This window comes from Pseudacidovorax sp. (genome assembly GCF_017991995.1).
GTDB lineage: Bacteria > Pseudomonadota > Gammaproteobacteria > Burkholderiales > Burkholderiaceae_C > Xenophilus.
On sequence record NZ_JAGOPN010000013.1, the window covers coordinates 89,464 to 103,128 of the forward strand.

A 13,665-nucleotide genomic window follows, 5' to 3' on the forward strand; every position below is an offset into this window, starting at 1 on the left:
GCGGGCGCGCAAGGACTCAGCGCTCGGTCGGGCCGCGTCCCACCATCGCGCGGATGCGCTCGATGAGTTCCTCGATGGCGAAGGGCTTGGCGATCATGTCCATGCCGGGCGCGAGGAACTCCGACCGGATCGCGGCGCGCGCGGCATAGCCGGTCATGAACAGCACCTGCAGGCCAGGCCGCTGCTGGCGGGCGATCTCCGCCACCTGCCGGCCATTGAGGCCGGGCAGGCCCACATCGCTCACCAGCAGGTCGATGCGGCGGTTCGACTGCAGGATGGGCAGCGCCGACGGACCGTCCGCGGCCTCCAGCGTTTGGTAGCCCAGATCGACCAGCACCTCGCGAACCAGCAGGCGCACGCCTGGGTCGTCCTCCACCAGCAGCACGACCTCGCCCTCGGTCGCCAGCGGCCTGCCTGCATCGCGGCTCGCCTCCGGCTGCTCGGTGGGCGGCTCGTCGGAGCAGGGCAGGTACAGGTCCACGCGGGTGCCCTGGTCCGGCACGCTGTCGATGCGCACATGGCCGCCCGACTGCTGGGCGAAGCCGTAGACCATCGACAGCCCGAGCCCGGTGCCCTGGCCGATCGGCTTGGTGGTGAAGAAGGGATCGAAGGCCTTGGCCAGTACGTCGCGGGGCATGCCGCTGCCGGTGTCGGCCACGGTGATGCGGACATAGTGGCCGGGGCGCAGCGGCTCCATCTCGCCGTCCTTCACCGCCAGGTGTGCCGTGGCGATGCGCAGCAGGCCGCCCGAAGGCATGGCGTCGCGCGCGTTGATGGCCAGGTTGAGGATGGCGCTCTCCAGCTGGCTTTCGTCGCCGACCGCCAGGCAGGCCTGGGTTTCCAGCGCCACGTCCAGGCGCACATGCTCGCCCAGTGTGCGGTGCAGCATCTCCTCCATGGAGCGCACGAGATGGTTGACGTCCAGCGGCTTCGGATCGAGCGACTGGCGGCGCGAGAAGGCCAGCAGCCGCTGCACCAGCGAGGCGGCGCGGTGGGCCGATTGCGTGGCGCTGTCCATGAAGCGCTCCAGCCCCTCGGTCTGGCCCTGGGCCACGCGCCGCCGCATCACCTCGATGGCGCCGGTGATGCCCTGGAGCATGTTGTTGAAGTCGTGCGCGATGCCGCCGGTGAGCTGGCCGATGGCTTCCATCTTCTGGCTGTGGCGCAGCCGCGCCTCGGATTCGCGCAGCGCCGTCACGTCGCGGCCGACCGCATGCAGATAGGGCGCGTCGGGCACGGCCGTCCATGACAGCGTGCGGTAGCTGCCGTCGCGGTGGCGCATCCGGCCTTCGTAGCGCAGCGTGGGGATGCCCTGCGCCAGCCGCTCGAACTCGCGTTCGGCGGCAGCCAGGTCCTCGGGATGCGAATAGTCCAGCAGCTGGCCACCCAGCAGTTCCTCCTCGCGCCAACCGAGGATGGCGTACCAGGCCGGGTTGACGTGCAGGATGCGGCCTCCCAGGTCGGCGATCACCATCACGTCGGTGGACAGCTGCCACAGCCGGTCGCGGTCACGCGTGCGTTCCTCCACCCGCTGCGCCAGGGTGGAGTTCATGGCCTCCAGTTGCGCCTGTGCGGCCTTCTGGTCCTCGATGTCGGTGGTGGTGCCGATCCAGCGCATGCTGCCGTCGCCACCCTGCACGGGCTGAGCGCGCACCAGTTGCCAGCGCCACTGACCATCATGGCGGCGCAGGCGCAGCTCGGTGCTGTAGGGCGTCAGGGTAGTGCAGGCACGGGCCCAGGCGGCCCGCATCGAGGCGTGGTCCTCGGGGTGCAGGGTCGCCAGCCATCGGTGGCCAAGGAGCTCGTCCGGGCGGGCGCCGGTGTAGTCGAGCACCTGCTGGTTGACCCAGTCCAGCGCGCCGTCGGGGCCCGCCGTCCACACCTGGTTGGGCACGGCCTGGGCAAGGGCGCGAAAGCGCGCCTCGCTTTCGCGCAGGGTGGCCTGGGCCAAATGGCTCACGGTCACGTCCTGCACCACGCCGCGCATGAGCAAGGGCGCGCCGGTGCTGTCGCGCACGATCTCGGCGCGGCGCCAGATCCAGCGCAGCCGGCCGTCGTCGGCGCGGCGGATGCGGTACTCGACATCGAGCGGCGCGCTGCCGTCGCTGCGGCTGTGGGTGTCGGACATGCCCTCCGCCTCGCCGGGCACCTTCAGGGTTTCCAGCATCGACGAGGGCACGGGTGCGGCATGGGCCGGCAGGCCGAAGGCGCGGAAGAAGCCCGGCGAGGCAGTGACGGTGTCGGCCGGAATGTCCAGCACGAACACGCCCACGCCGCCGGCCGCCTGGGCCAGCCGCCATTGCTCTTCCATCTCGCGCAGGTGGGCCTCGCTGGCCGCCAGGCGGCGCGTGGCGTTCACGCGGGCCGTGGTCTCCTTGACGATGCACAGCACCCCGCAGATGCGGCCGTCGTGCTCGCGCACGGGCGAGTAGGAGATGTCGAAGAACACGTCTTCCATCTGCCCGTGGCGGTTGATGCGGAAGGGCCGGTCCTGGGCGGCCACCGTCTCGCCGAAGTGCAGCACGCGGTCCAGCAGCGGCTGCAGGTCGTCCCACAACTCGCTCCAGTGTTCCTGGCCCGGGCGACCGAAGGCCGTGGGATGCTTGTTGCCGATGGTGGGCGCGTAGGCGTCGTTGTAGAAGGCGACGTAGTCCTGGCCCCAGAACAGCACGATCTCCGCCTGCGAAGGCAGCATCATGTCGATGAGCATGCGCAGTGTCGGCGGCCACTCGGAGGCCGGCCCGAGGGGGCAGCGCTCGGCGGTCAGGGCGCGCGCCAGGGCGGCGCACTCGCCTCGGACGAAGGGCCAGTGGGTGGGGACGGATGCGGCGCGCATAGGTCGCGGGAATGCGGCCGGATTATGGTGGCGGCACGGGGCGGCCGATGTCAGCGGATCACGCGTTATGGCCCGTCCCGGCCTGGCGGCTGCGCATGCGTTCGATCCACTGGGCCAGGCTGAAGTGGGCGCCCGTGCCGGCGTCCCGGGCGATGCGGATGCGGCCGATCGACAGTGTGCGCAGGTCCTCGCGCTCCGTGCCGCGCGCGATGATGACCTGGCGGTACAGGTCCAGCCGTTCGACCGTGATCACCCGGTCCGAGGCCTGCCCGTAGATGTCCGTGTACTGGATGCGCAGCGTCGGATGCGGGTTGTCGTACAGCGCGGTGTTCGCCACCGGCGGGGCCGCCGCGGGCGACGGCACGGGGGCACTGGGAACGGCGCCGGTGCTGCGGCCTTGCAGAGGCATGGCGAGGGTGCCCGAGCGCGAGCGGGCCGTGTCGATGCGGTGGTGGCGCTGCCGCCAGGCGCGCGATCCATCCCACAGGCGCCAGGCCAGGGCCGCCAGCCCCATGACCACGGCCGACGCCAGCATCCAGTGTTCCCAGCGGCCGAAGCTCAGCGGTTGCATGGCGTCCTCCCAATGCGGATGGCACCGCCACCCCGCGCCAGGGGCTGCAGGCGCAGCGCCCCCGGGATGGGGCGGGCCGGATGCCTCGGACGATTCTAGGAAGGCGCAGGCCTTTCCGGCCAGCGGGTGCGCTCAGCGCTGCGGCATGTCCTTGTACGAATAGCCCAGGCTGACGGTGGCGTCCTCTGGAATGGGCGGCATGGTGGCGTTCCAGTCCTCCCACTGCTGGCGCATGGCGGCCAGGCGGGCGGGCACGCGCGGCGCCAGATTGGCCCGCTCGCGCTCGTCGGCCGGGATGTCGAACAGGTAGTCGTGTCCGTCCACGCGCAGGTACTTCCAGCGGCCGTCGCGCAGGGCGCGCTGGCCGCGGTGGTTCATGCGCCAGTGCAGCGGCCGCGCGAAGGTGGCGGCGGGGTCGCGCAGCACGGGCATGAGCGAGACGCCATCCAGCGGGTACTCGGGGTCTGCGGCGACGCCGGCGGCGTCGAGCATGGTGGCCGACCAGTCCATGGTCATGCACAGCTGCTCGCTGCGGCCGCCGGGGGCGATGGCGGCCGGCCAGTGGGCGATCCACGGCACGCGGATGCCGCCTTCGGTCAGGTCCATCTTGCCGCCGACCAGCGGCCAGTTGTCCGAGAAGCGCTCGCCGCCGTTGTCGCTGGTGAAGACGACCAGCGTGTTGTCCAACCGGCCGGTGCGGCGCAGGGCCTCCACGATCCAGCCGATGCCTTCGTCCATGTGGTGGATCATGCGGCGGTAGACGTGGATGTTGCCGCCGGCCAGGTCGAACAGGTTGTCCTTGACGGCGGGGGCGCGGCCGGCGTCCTCGCGCGTTTCCCAGGGCCAGTGCGGCGCGGTGTAGTGCAGGCTCAGGAAGAAGGGCGCCTCGCCGGCGGCCATGCGCTCGACGTAATCCACGGCGCGGTGGGAGAACAGGTCGGTGAGGTAGCCCTCGTCGTGCTTCTCTTCCTCGCCGAAGAACAGGTCGTGCGTGCCGCGGCTGTCGCAGTGGGTGAAGTAGTCCACCCCGCCCGACAGCGGCCCGAAGAACTCCTCGTAGCCCGAGCGCAGCGGCCCGAAGGCGGGCGGGTAGCCCAGGTGCCACTTGCCGATCAGGGCGGTGCGGTAGCCGGCGTCCTTGAGCAGCGAGGGCAGGGTGGGATGCGAGGGCGGCAGGCCCAGCGTGCTGCTGCCGCGGCTCTTGCTGTTGATCGGCTCCTCGGCCGCGCCGCGCAACCGGTACTGGTAGCGGCCGGTGATCATGCCGAAGCGGGTGGGCGAGCACACGGGCGAGTTGGCGTAGCCCTGGGTCAGCAGCAGGCCATCCGCAGCCAGTTGGTCCAGCACGGGCGAGACCTTGCCGAAGGGCGCGTCGCGCCCGCCGTAGCAGCCCAGGTCGGCGTAGCCCAGATCGTCGGCGACGATGAAGATGATGTTGGGGCGGCCGGCCCCGGCGGCGGCGGTGGCGTTCATGGCTGGTAGCCCGAGGTCTTGACGACAGGTGCCCACTGGGCGCGGAAGGCCTTGAGCATCGCCTCGGTTTCGGCGCGGGTGCTGACCACCGGCTGCATCCTGGCGTCGGTGAACTTGCGCTGGGTGTCGGGCTCCTGCATCACGTCGTGGATCTCGCGTGCCAGCCGGTCGGCCTTGTCGCGCGGCATGGAGGCCGGGGCGAAGAAGGCGTTCCAGCCCAGGGCCGTGATGTCCAGACCGGCTTCCTTGAAGGTGGGCACGTCGGGCGCAAAGGCCGAGCGCTTGGCGCTGGAGACCGCCAGGATGCGCACCTTGCCGGCCTCGTACTGCGGCAGCAGCGCGTCGAAGGTGTCGACGGCGATGGGGATCTGGCCGCCGATCAGGTCGGTCATCACCGTGGAAGAGCCGCGGTAGCCCACCACCTCGGTCTTGACCTGGGCCTTCTGGCCCAGCATGAGCGCGAAGAAGTGCGGCAGGCTGCCGGTGGCGGGCACGCCCACGTTGGCCTTCTCGGGGTTGGCCTTCATCCACGCCAGCAGGTGCGACAGCTGCTTGACCGGCACCGCGCTGCCCACCACCAGGCCGAACTCGTAGTTGTTGACGTTGGACAGCGGCTGGAAGTCGCGCTCCGGGTCGTAGCCGTTGTCCTTGAAGACCAGCGGCGCCACCACCATGACGGCCGGGTTGGCCACCATGATCACGTTCTGGCCGGCGGGCGTGTTCCTGACCTGCTGGGCGGCCAGGCGGCCACCCGCGCCTGCCTTGTTGTCCACCACGACGGGCACGCCCAGCTTGGCGGTGAGGCGGTCTGCCACGATGCGGGCGACGCGGTCGGTGGCGCCGCCGGGGGCATAGCCGACGACGATGCGCAGGGGGCCGTCAATTGCCGGCTGGGCGGAGACTGCGCCTGCCAGGGTGGCAAGGGCCAGGGCCGCCGCGAGGCGGTGGAATGTTCTGCGTGGGCTCATGGGTGACTACCGGATCGCTCGAAATGAAGCTCGCGCGACTGTAGGGCCGCCACAATCGATGGATCAGATCCATCATCCCTCGGATTTACCCCATGACCCGCCGTCCCGACGCGGCCTCCGCCCGTCCTGCCTCCCTCGATCCGCTGCTGCTGTATCGCATGTCGCGCGTCATCGCGGTGGCGGGCAGCATGGTGCTGCGGCTGTGCGAGGGGCGCTTCGGCATCACCCGGCGCGAATGGCGGTTGATCGCCACGCTGGCGGGCAAGGGGCCCATGGGCTCGTCCGAGCTGGCGCAGCAGACGCAGCTGGACCGGGTGCGCACCTCGCGCGCCCTCGGTTCGCTGGTCGACAAGGGACTCGTTCTGCGCGAGCAGGCCAGCGGTGACCGGCGGCATGTGGCCGTCGCGCTCAGCGAGCGGGGACAGGCGATCTATGACGCGCTCTACCCGCAGGTCACGGAACTGAACCGGCAGCTGCTGCAGGCCTTGGGCGAGCGACAGCAGCCCTTTCTCGACGGGCTGGACCGGCTGGAGGCCAGGGCGCTCGAACTGGCATCGCAGGCCGAGCTGCCCAAGGCACCGCGCGGGCGCAGAGCGGGCTGAGCGCTTCTTTCCAGCGGCGCTGCGCGGTCGCGCCGTCGTTGGCCGCAGCAGCGGCGCCGTCGAGGGTCAGACCGCGCCCGGCTGCACCGGCGGATGGGCACCGATGTCCTCCCCCGTCCGTTCGTGTCGGGCGCTGCCAAGGTCGCCTTCCACCCGCATGCGCGGCAGGAACTGCGGGTACTCGCGCTGCATGAAGTCGATCACGCCCTCGCGCACCCGGCAGCGCAGGTCCCAGGCCAGGCCGGAACTGGCGGCCGTGCACAGGATGCGCAGCTGCATGGTGCGCTCGGTGGCATCGGTCACCACGAGGTTGAAGAAGCGACCATCCCACTCGGGCGCGGCCTTGACCACGCGCTCCACCTCGGCGCGCAGCGGCGCCAGCGGCATCCCATAGTCCACGAACAGGAAGACCGAGCCCAGCAGCTGCGAGCTGTTGCGCGTCCAGTTCTGGAAGGGCTTCTCCATGAAGTAGTTCAGCGGAATGATCAGCCGCCGGTCGTCCCAGATGCGCAGCACCACGTAGGTGCCGGTGATCTCTTCCACGCGCCCCCATTCGCCCTCGACGATCAGCACGTCGTCGATGCGGATCGGCTGGGTCAGTGCGATCTGGATGCCCGCGATCAGGTTGCTGAACACCGGCTTGGCGGCCAGACCGCCGACGATACCGATCACGCCCGCCGAGGCCAGCAGGCTGGCGCCGACCTGGCGCGCGCCCGGAAAGGTCATCAGGGCCATGGCCGCGCCGATGATCACCGCCACCACCATCGCCGTGCGCGAGAGCACGCGCGCCTGGGTCAGGATGCGCCGCGCCGCCATGTTGTCGGCCACGTCCACCGGATGGCGGGCGATGATGCCGTCCGCCAGTCCGCCGATCAGCCGCACGACCAGCCAGGTCAGCGACACGATCAGCAGCAGCCCGTTGAGGTGGCGGATGTTGCCGATGAACTCCAGGTCATCCGGCGCGGCCTGCCAGACCGTCTGCAGGGCCAGCAACGGCAGCACGGCGCTGGCGGGCGCGCGGGCCGCCTGCACCACCAGGTGGACCACCGGCAATGGTCGCGTCACGCGCATGAGCACGGCGCGCCCCACGCGGAAGATGACAAGGGCGATGACCACCGCCACCACGGCGGCGATCAGGGTCTGGGTCCAGGGCAGGGCCAGGATGGCTTGCAGGTTCATTCGGCATCTCCATGCGGCAGCGCAGGCGGTGGGCCGGCGCGGGCCGGCGACCGCAGTCAGGCGCTGCGGGGTTGCTGGGAAGGGGCTGCCGGCAGCATGGCGGGGTCGCGCAGGATCTGCGCCACATCCGCCTTGATCTGCATGGCAATGCCCGCGGCGAGGTCGAGCCGGCGCAACAGCCAGGGGCTGATGTCCTGATCGAAGGGGTCCGGCAGGGGCACCGGCCCGGAGGACAGCGAGGCCGCCGGGGCGGTATCCGGCGCATCCGCCAGTTCCGCCCGCTCGGGTGCGCCGGCGGGACGAGGCCCGATCGCCTCGTCGATACGCCGCGCGGCGCGCTCCAGGGGACCCTGGACCTGAGACGGATCCAGCCGGTCGTGCCGCAGCACGAGCATGGACTTCACCGCCGACAGCTGCGCCAGCAGCTGGTAGCTGTGAGCCTGCAGGCGCTCCAGCGGTTCCAGCGGCGGCTGTACGGCACGTGGCTCCGACAGCGAGCGCTGCGTCGCCTGCACCAGCGCCGAGAGGGCATCGAAGGCCTCCCGCCGCGCCAGCCGCCATTCCAGCTCCGGTGCCGTCTCCAGGGCATGCAGCTGGCCGAGCGACAGCGAGAGCCGCGCATGCCGGGCCTGCGCCGCCACCGTCCGCCGCACCAGGGCCGGAATCTGCGTGCGCTCCCAGGATGGCAGCACATAGCAGAAGGCCCACGCCAGCGCGGCGCCGATCAGCGTGTCGGCGATACGCTCCCCGAGCGCGAAGGTGGGCGCGGCGCCGGCATACAGCTGGTGCGCCTGAACCAGCCCCAGCACCGTGGCGGCCACGGCTGTCAGGGTGTATTTGCGCACCGCGAAGCCATGGGCGAAGGCCTGCGCCGCCGTCATGGCCAGTAGCAGCTCGACGGGGCCGGGATGGGTGGCCAGCAGTGCCACGGCGAACAGGCTGCCCACCAGCGTGCCGGCCACGCGCTGGTTGCGCCGCTCCAGCGTCTGCGCCAGGCTGCCGCGCAGCACCACCACGATGGTGAGCAGGATCCAGTAGTCGTGCGAGCCCCAGGGCATCAGCACGGCGATGACGTAGCCGGTGGCCAGTGCCAGCGCGGCGCGGATGGCATGGCGCAGCGGCGGCGCGTCCCAGCGCCAGAGCGCGAGGAAGGGCCGGATCGACCACTCGGTGGGACTGACGAAGACCTGCCAATGCGCGCGGACGACGGCCAGGTCGGGCGCCTCGTCGCCTCGCGCCAGGCGGGCGAGGCGCACCGTCTCATCGTTCAGATGGGCCAAGCGGTTGGCCAGACCGCGGGCCAGTTGGCCGGGGGAGGGGCCGCCGAAGGCCGCCGTCTCGTCGGCGTCCGCAGGGATGGCAGCCAACGCCTGCCGGCGGTCGGCGATGACCGCGGGCCGGCGCATCTGCAGCAGGGCATCGGCCAAGGCCTCGACGTCGTCGGCCATGGCCTCCAGCACCTGGCGCATGGCCGCCAACTGGGCGCCGTGACGGGGATGGCTGCGCAGCATCTCCAGGTCGAGCTCACTGGCCAGCAGGTGGTCGCGCATCTCCAGCACCGTCATCAGCATGCCGGCCAGCCGCTGGCGGTAGGGCGTGCGCGGGGATTCGAAGACCAGGTCGCGCGTGGACTGCAGCTGGTCGGCCAGCGCCGCCTGCGCTCGGAGCATGGCGCCGAGCGCAGGCGCGTCGACTTCGCGCACGTCGCTCGATTCGTCCCGGGCGCGGAACTGCCGCGCCTGCGCCCGCATGAGCGCCGCCATCGACAGCAGCAGGTCGGCCATGTACTGCGTGCGGTAGCGCGCGTTGAGCACCAGGTTCATCAGCGTGGCGTAGACCACGTACAGCGCCGAGCCCAGCGCCATGTGCCCCGTGCGGGCCATCGCCTCGCCCAGGCCGGAAGGGGGCCGTGTCGCCATCGAGAACACCATCGCCAGCATCAGCGCGATGGCGATGGGGATGCCCCGCTTGCCCCAGGCCATGGCCAGGAAGGCCAGGAACGAGGCCGGCACCAGCAGCAGGCCCAGCCGCCCCGGCATGGTGTGCAGCATCTGCACCGCGAAGAAGAGTGGCAGGCTGAGCAGGGCCGCGGGCAGCAACTGGCGCAGCTTGCCGCGGCGAGGCGCCGCGCGGTCGGGGGGGCTGGCGACGATGACGCCTGTGGCCGCCGATGCGGCCGCTGCCGCACCCAGCCACAGATGCACACCGCCCGAGATCAACAGCAGGCCGAGGGCCACCGACAGCCCGTTCGTGACGTCGTGGCTGAGGGCGGTGCGCAGGCTGCTGCGCATCTGGGGACGGCCGGCCGTGCTCAGGCTCACGCGCCCGGATTGCCTTCGTTGCTTTCGGGGGCGCGCTTGACGCGCGTCAGCTTGCGGGGCGCGGCGGGGGCGGGCGCCGGTGCCTCGGCGCCGCCTTCGGGCTCGGCCTCTTCGGTGCCCAGGCCCACAGTGGAGCGGGCGTAGATGTCGGCCGAGTCGTCAGCGCCGGCGGCGCGGCGGCTGGGGTCGACCGAGCGGATGCGCTCGGTGGCGGCCAGCTTGTCGTCCACGCCGGCGAACTTGGAGTATTTGCTCAGGATCGGCACCAACTGGCCGTAGATGCGCGGCGTGCCGGCCAGCAGTTCGCGCTGGTCCAGGAACTCGCCTTCGCCGGTGAAGTTGCTGATCAGGCCACCCGCCTCGGTCACCAGCAGCGAGCCGGCGGCGGCGTCCCAGATGTTGAGGCCCGTCTCGAAGAAGGCCTCGGTGTAGCCGGCGGCCACATAGGCGAGGTCCAGCGCGGCGGCGCCGGGGCGGCGCAGGCCGGCAGCGCGGGGCATCAGGTCGGCCATGATGGCCAGGTACTGCTTGAAGTTGTCGCCGGTGCGGAAGGGGAAGCCGGTGGAGATCAGGCTCTCGGGCAGGCGGATGCGCTTGGACACGCGGATGCGCCGCTCGTTGAGGTAGGCGCCGCGGCCGCGCGAGGCGGTGAACAGGTCGTTGCGCGTCGGGTCGTAGACCACGGCCTGCTCGATCTTGCCGCGCACCGACAGCGCGATGGACACGCAGTACACGGGGAAGCCGTGGATGAAGTTGGTGGTGCCGTCCAGCGGATCGATGATCCAGACGTATTCGGAATCGCGGGCGCCGTGCTCGCTGCCCGATTCCTCGGCCAGGATGCCGTGGCCGGGATAGGCCGTCAGCAGCGTCTCGATGATGATCGCCTCGGCGGCATGGTCCACCTCGGTCACGAAGTCGTTCACCTGCTTCTGCGAGACGCGCACCGCTTCGACGTCGAGCGCGGCGCGGTTGATGATGGCGCCAGCGGCGCGGGCGGCCTTGATGGCCACGTTGAGCATGGGATGCAGGTTGGACGACATGAGTTGTGCGAGGAACGGGTGCGGGCCCGGCCCGCCAGAGACGCGTCCGGCGATGCGGACGGAAAAGAAGGCGCGCATTTTAGCGGGCAGCGCGTTCGTCGTTCTACAATGAGAACAATTCTCAAAAAGTCTGCATAGAACGTCTTTGATCGTCAGCCAGACCGGTCGTGCCGCCTGACGCGGTGCGCCTTCCGGGCCCAGCCAGCGATGCGAGGGTGCCGGCCTCCGTGCCGGCCTCCCTCGCGTGTCTTGCCTGGAGCCTTGTCCATGTTTCCGACCTGCCGGACCGCCGAGGCGGCCCTTGTCTCGGGGCGCGATGCCGCGCCTTTCCTTACTCGCCGGCGCGGCGCCGGCCCGTTTGCGCGGCCGCCGGTCCGCTCGATCCTGGGGGCACTCGCATCCCGGGCGCAGCCGGAGTTCGCGTGGTGAGCGGCGCGATGCCTCTGGCGCAGCAGTGGCTGTCCCGGGCTTGGCAGGCCGGCCCGGTGGTCTCGCGCATCGCCGCAGCCGTGGGCGGCGGCTATGCACTGGGCGCACTCACCAGCGTGGCCGCGCTCGCGCTGCCGGCGAGCCGTCCGCAGGCCGTGTTGGGCGGTGCGTTGGCGAGCTTCGCGGTGTTCGCGGCGGCGGTGATCTGGGTGTTCGCCGCGCGCAGCGCCACGCGGGCCTGGGTCGGGCTGCTGATCGCCGCGCTGCCACTGCTGCTGGCCAGCGCCCGGGTGTGGCGTTTGGGAGTGGGCGGATGAAGAAGCACGCCCCGCCCGCGCGCGGCCTGCGCCAGCGCATGTCCGACCTGCACATCTGGGCCGGCCTGCTGGTCGGCTGGCTGCTCTATGCCATGTTTCTCACCGGCACGGTGAGCTACTTCAAGGAAGAGATCTCGCAGTGGATGCGGCCCGAGGTGCCGCACCGCGCCGACCGCCCCGACCCTGCCACCGTGGCCGAGCGCGTGACGGCCGGCCTGCAGGCGCGCGCCCCGGACAGCACGCAGTGGAGCTTCGCGCTGCCCGACGACCGCAATCCCCTGGCCGACGCCTTCTGGCGCAAGCCGGCCGCGCAGGGGCGCCGCGCCTTCGAAAGCGCCAGCTTCGATCCTCACACCGGCCAGGTGGTGGCGGCGCGCGAGACGCGCGGCGGCGAGTTCTTCTACCGCTTCCACTTCCAGTTCCACTACATGCCGGTCCTGTGGGGGCGCTGGCTGGCCGGCATCTGCGCCATGTTCATGCTGGTGGCCATCGTCAGCGGCGTGATCACGCACAAGAAGATCTTCACGGACTTCTTCACCTTCCGATGGGGCAAGGGGCAGCGCTCCTGGCTCGACGCGCACAACGTGCTCTCGGTGCTCGGGCTGCCCTTCCACCTGATGATCACGTACACCGGCCTGGTGACGCTGATGCTGCTGTACATGCCCTTCGGCGAGCAGGCGGCCTTCAAGACGCCGGCCGAGCGCCGAACGCTCACCGCCCAGATGAGCGCCTTCGTCCAGCCGCAGACGCCCAGCGGCCAGGCGGCGCCGCTGGCGCCCATCGGGCCCATGGTTCGGCAGGCGCAGGCGCGCTGGGGCGCCGACGCCCTGGGGCGCGTGACCATCGCCAACCCGGGCGACGCGGTGGCGCGGGTGGTGGTCACGCGCGGCGACGAAGGCCGGGTGTCGGTCAGTCCGCAGTACATGCTCTTCGAAGGCAGCACTGGCCGCCTGCTGGAGGTCAGGGACCGCGTGGGCCCGGCCGCCGAAACCCGCGGCGTGATGTATGCCCTGCACCTCGGCCGCTTCAGCGATGGCGTGACGCGCTGGCTCTACTTCCTCGTCAGCCTGGCGGGCACCGCCATGGTGGGCACGGGCCTGGTGATGTGGACCGTCAAGCGCCGCGCCAGGTTGCCCGATCCTGCGCGGCCGTACTTCGGCTTCTGGCTGGTGGAGCGGCTGAACATCGCCGCGATCGCCGGCCTGTCCATCGCCATGGCCGGCATGCTGTGGGCCAACCGGCTGCTGCCCGTCGGCATGGCGCAGCGCGCCGAATGGGAAGTCGACGTGTTCTTCATGGTCTGGGGGGCAACCCTGGCCTGGGCGCTGCTGCGGCCGGCCCGCCGGGCCTGGATCGAACTGCTGTGGACCGCCGCCGCCGTGCTGGCGCTGCTGCCGGTGCTGAGCTGGCTGACCACCGGTCGCCACCTGCTGGCCAGCCTTCAGGCGGGCGACGGCGTGTTCGCCGGCATGGAGCTGACGCTGTGGGTCCTCGCCGCGCTGCATGCGGTGCTGGCCCTGCGCACGATGCGGCACCAGGCCCGTCTGCCCAGGCCGCGGGCATCGGCGAAGGCGGCTGTCCCGCGGACGCCGGCCGATGGGCTGGCTGCCGAAGGGGGCCGCTGATGCACGCGCTCGTCACTGCACTGCTGCTCGCCGGTTTCGCGCTACTGGCCGCGGCGATGGAGCGGCACCAGGACGACCTCTTCGGCCGGCCGCTGCCGGCCCGTCTCACCGCGCTGCTGCGGCTCGGAGGCAGCGCCGCGCTGCTGCTCGGCCTGGCCGCCGCCGTGCAGGCCTGGGGCTGGGCCGTGGGGCTGGTCGTCGGTTGCGGCCACCTGAGCGTCGCGGCCGGTGCGGTGGTGCTGGCGCTGGTGGCCTGGAACCGGCGCCACGGCCGCTGAAGGCGCGCGGCGGCATCACGGCCGCC

General features: G+C 71.3%; 11 protein-coding genes. 4 read left to right on the forward strand and 7 right to left on the reverse strand.

Going from position 1 to position 13,665, the window contains the following annotated elements; translation table 11 throughout:
* Positions 1-16 precede the first annotated feature (16 nt).
* The 4 genes from KBC94_RS17955 to KBC94_RS17970 all read right to left on the reverse strand — a co-directional run bounded on the left by KBC94_RS17955 (position 17) and on the right by KBC94_RS17970 (position 5,848).
* Positions 17-2,836, reverse strand: a complete 2,820-nt coding sequence (locus KBC94_RS17955; protein WP_294373081.1) for a PAS domain S-box protein — start codon at positions 2,834-2,836, stop codon at positions 17-19.
* Positions 2,837-2,894: 58 nt separating this feature from the next.
* Entirely contained in the window at positions 2,895-3,407 is a 513-nt protein-coding gene (locus KBC94_RS17960) for a hypothetical protein (protein ID WP_294373082.1), read from the reverse strand.
* 132 nt (positions 3,408-3,539) lie between these two features.
* The gene (locus KBC94_RS17965; protein ID WP_294373085.1) at positions 3,540-4,880 is read right to left on the reverse strand and encodes a sulfatase-like hydrolase/transferase; all 1,341 of its coding nucleotides are present in this window, start codon (positions 4,878-4,880) and stop codon (positions 3,540-3,542) included.
* Positions 4,877-5,848: a Bug family tripartite tricarboxylate transporter substrate binding protein gene (locus KBC94_RS17970; protein ID WP_294373087.1), complete on the reverse strand. Its 972-nt coding sequence runs from the start codon at positions 5,846-5,848 to the stop codon at positions 4,877-4,879. Before KBC94_RS17970 ends, KBC94_RS17965 begins: the two co-directional genes overlap by 4 nt.
* A gap of 92 nt (positions 5,849-5,940) precedes the next feature.
* Here KBC94_RS17970 and KBC94_RS17975 point away from each other — a divergent pair, with 92 nt between their 5' ends.
* On the forward strand, positions 5,941-6,450 hold the full coding sequence (locus tag KBC94_RS17975; RefSeq protein WP_294373089.1) for a MarR family transcriptional regulator: 510 nt from the start codon (positions 5,941-5,943) through the stop codon (positions 6,448-6,450).
* Positions 6,451-6,516: 66 nt separating this feature from the next.
* Here KBC94_RS17975 and KBC94_RS17980 read toward each other — a convergent pair whose 3' ends face one another.
* Genes KBC94_RS17980 through KBC94_RS17990 form a run of 3 tightly spaced genes read right to left on the reverse strand, consistent with a single transcriptional unit; the run spans position 6,517 to position 10,990 of the window.
* Entirely contained in the window at positions 6,517-7,629 is a 1,113-nt protein-coding gene (locus KBC94_RS17980; protein ID WP_294373091.1) for a mechanosensitive ion channel domain-containing protein, read from the reverse strand.
* 56 nt (positions 7,630-7,685) lie between these two features.
* Positions 7,686-9,920 (reverse strand): FUSC family membrane protein, encoded by a 2,235-nt coding sequence (locus KBC94_RS17985; protein WP_294373259.1) that lies wholly within the window; start codon positions 9,918-9,920, stop codon positions 7,686-7,688.
* Positions 9,921-9,946: 26 nt separating this feature from the next.
* The gene (locus KBC94_RS17990; RefSeq protein ID WP_294373092.1) at positions 9,947-10,990 is read right to left on the reverse strand and encodes an inositol monophosphatase family protein; all 1,044 of its coding nucleotides are present in this window, start codon (positions 10,988-10,990) and stop codon (positions 9,947-9,949) included.
* 437 nt (positions 10,991-11,427) lie between these two features.
* Here KBC94_RS17990 and KBC94_RS17995 point away from each other — a divergent pair, with 437 nt between their 5' ends.
* From KBC94_RS17995 to KBC94_RS18005, 3 genes are read left to right on the forward strand one after another with little or no spacing between them, the layout of a single operon-like run.
* Positions 11,428-11,736 (forward strand): DUF3649 domain-containing protein, encoded by a 309-nt coding sequence (locus tag KBC94_RS17995; RefSeq protein ID WP_294373260.1) that lies wholly within the window; start codon positions 11,428-11,430, stop codon positions 11,734-11,736.
* Entirely contained in the window at positions 11,733-13,361 is a 1,629-nt protein-coding gene (locus tag KBC94_RS18000) for a PepSY domain-containing protein (RefSeq protein ID WP_294373094.1), read from the forward strand. Before KBC94_RS17995 ends, KBC94_RS18000 begins: the two co-directional genes overlap by 4 nt.
* Positions 13,361-13,639, forward strand: a complete 279-nt coding sequence (locus tag KBC94_RS18005; RefSeq protein WP_114802928.1) for a DUF3325 domain-containing protein — start codon at positions 13,361-13,363, stop codon at positions 13,637-13,639. The genes KBC94_RS18000 and KBC94_RS18005 overlap by 1 nt, the downstream gene beginning before the upstream one ends.
* The last annotated feature ends 26 nt before the right edge of the window (positions 13,640-13,665 follow it).

Coding starts and splice junctions, on each gene's coding strand:
- KBC94_RS17985 (WP_294373259.1), bottom strand. CDS start 9,920: ATGCGCAGCAGCCTGCGCACCGCCCTCAGCCACGACGTCACGAACGGG.
- KBC94_RS17975 (WP_294373089.1), top strand. CDS start 5,941: ATGACCCGCCGTCCCGACGCGGCCTCCGCCCGTCCTGCCTCCCTCGAT.
- KBC94_RS17955 (WP_294373081.1), bottom strand. CDS start 2,836: ATGCGCGCCGCATCCGTCCCCACCCACTGGCCCTTCGTCCGAGGCGAG.
- KBC94_RS17990 (WP_294373092.1), bottom strand. CDS start 10,990: ATGTCGTCCAACCTGCATCCCATGCTCAACGTGGCCATCAAGGCCGCC.
- KBC94_RS17970 (WP_294373087.1), bottom strand. CDS start 5,848: ATGAGCCCACGCAGAACATTCCACCGCCTCGCGGCGGCCCTGGCCCTT.
- KBC94_RS17980 (WP_294373091.1), bottom strand. CDS start 7,629: ATGAACCTGCAAGCCATCCTGGCCCTGCCCTGGACCCAGACCCTGATC.
- KBC94_RS18005 (WP_114802928.1), top strand. CDS start 13,361: ATGCACGCGCTCGTCACTGCACTGCTGCTCGCCGGTTTCGCGCTACTG.
- KBC94_RS18000 (WP_294373094.1), top strand. CDS start 11,733: ATGAAGAAGCACGCCCCGCCCGCGCGCGGCCTGCGCCAGCGCATGTCC.
- KBC94_RS17995 (WP_294373260.1), top strand. CDS start 11,428: ATGCCTCTGGCGCAGCAGTGGCTGTCCCGGGCTTGGCAGGCCGGCCCG.
- KBC94_RS17965 (WP_294373085.1), bottom strand. CDS start 4,880: ATGAACGCCACCGCCGCCGCCGGGGCCGGCCGCCCCAACATCATCTTC.
- KBC94_RS17960 (WP_294373082.1), bottom strand. CDS start 3,407: ATGCAACCGCTGAGCTTCGGCCGCTGGGAACACTGGATGCTGGCGTCG.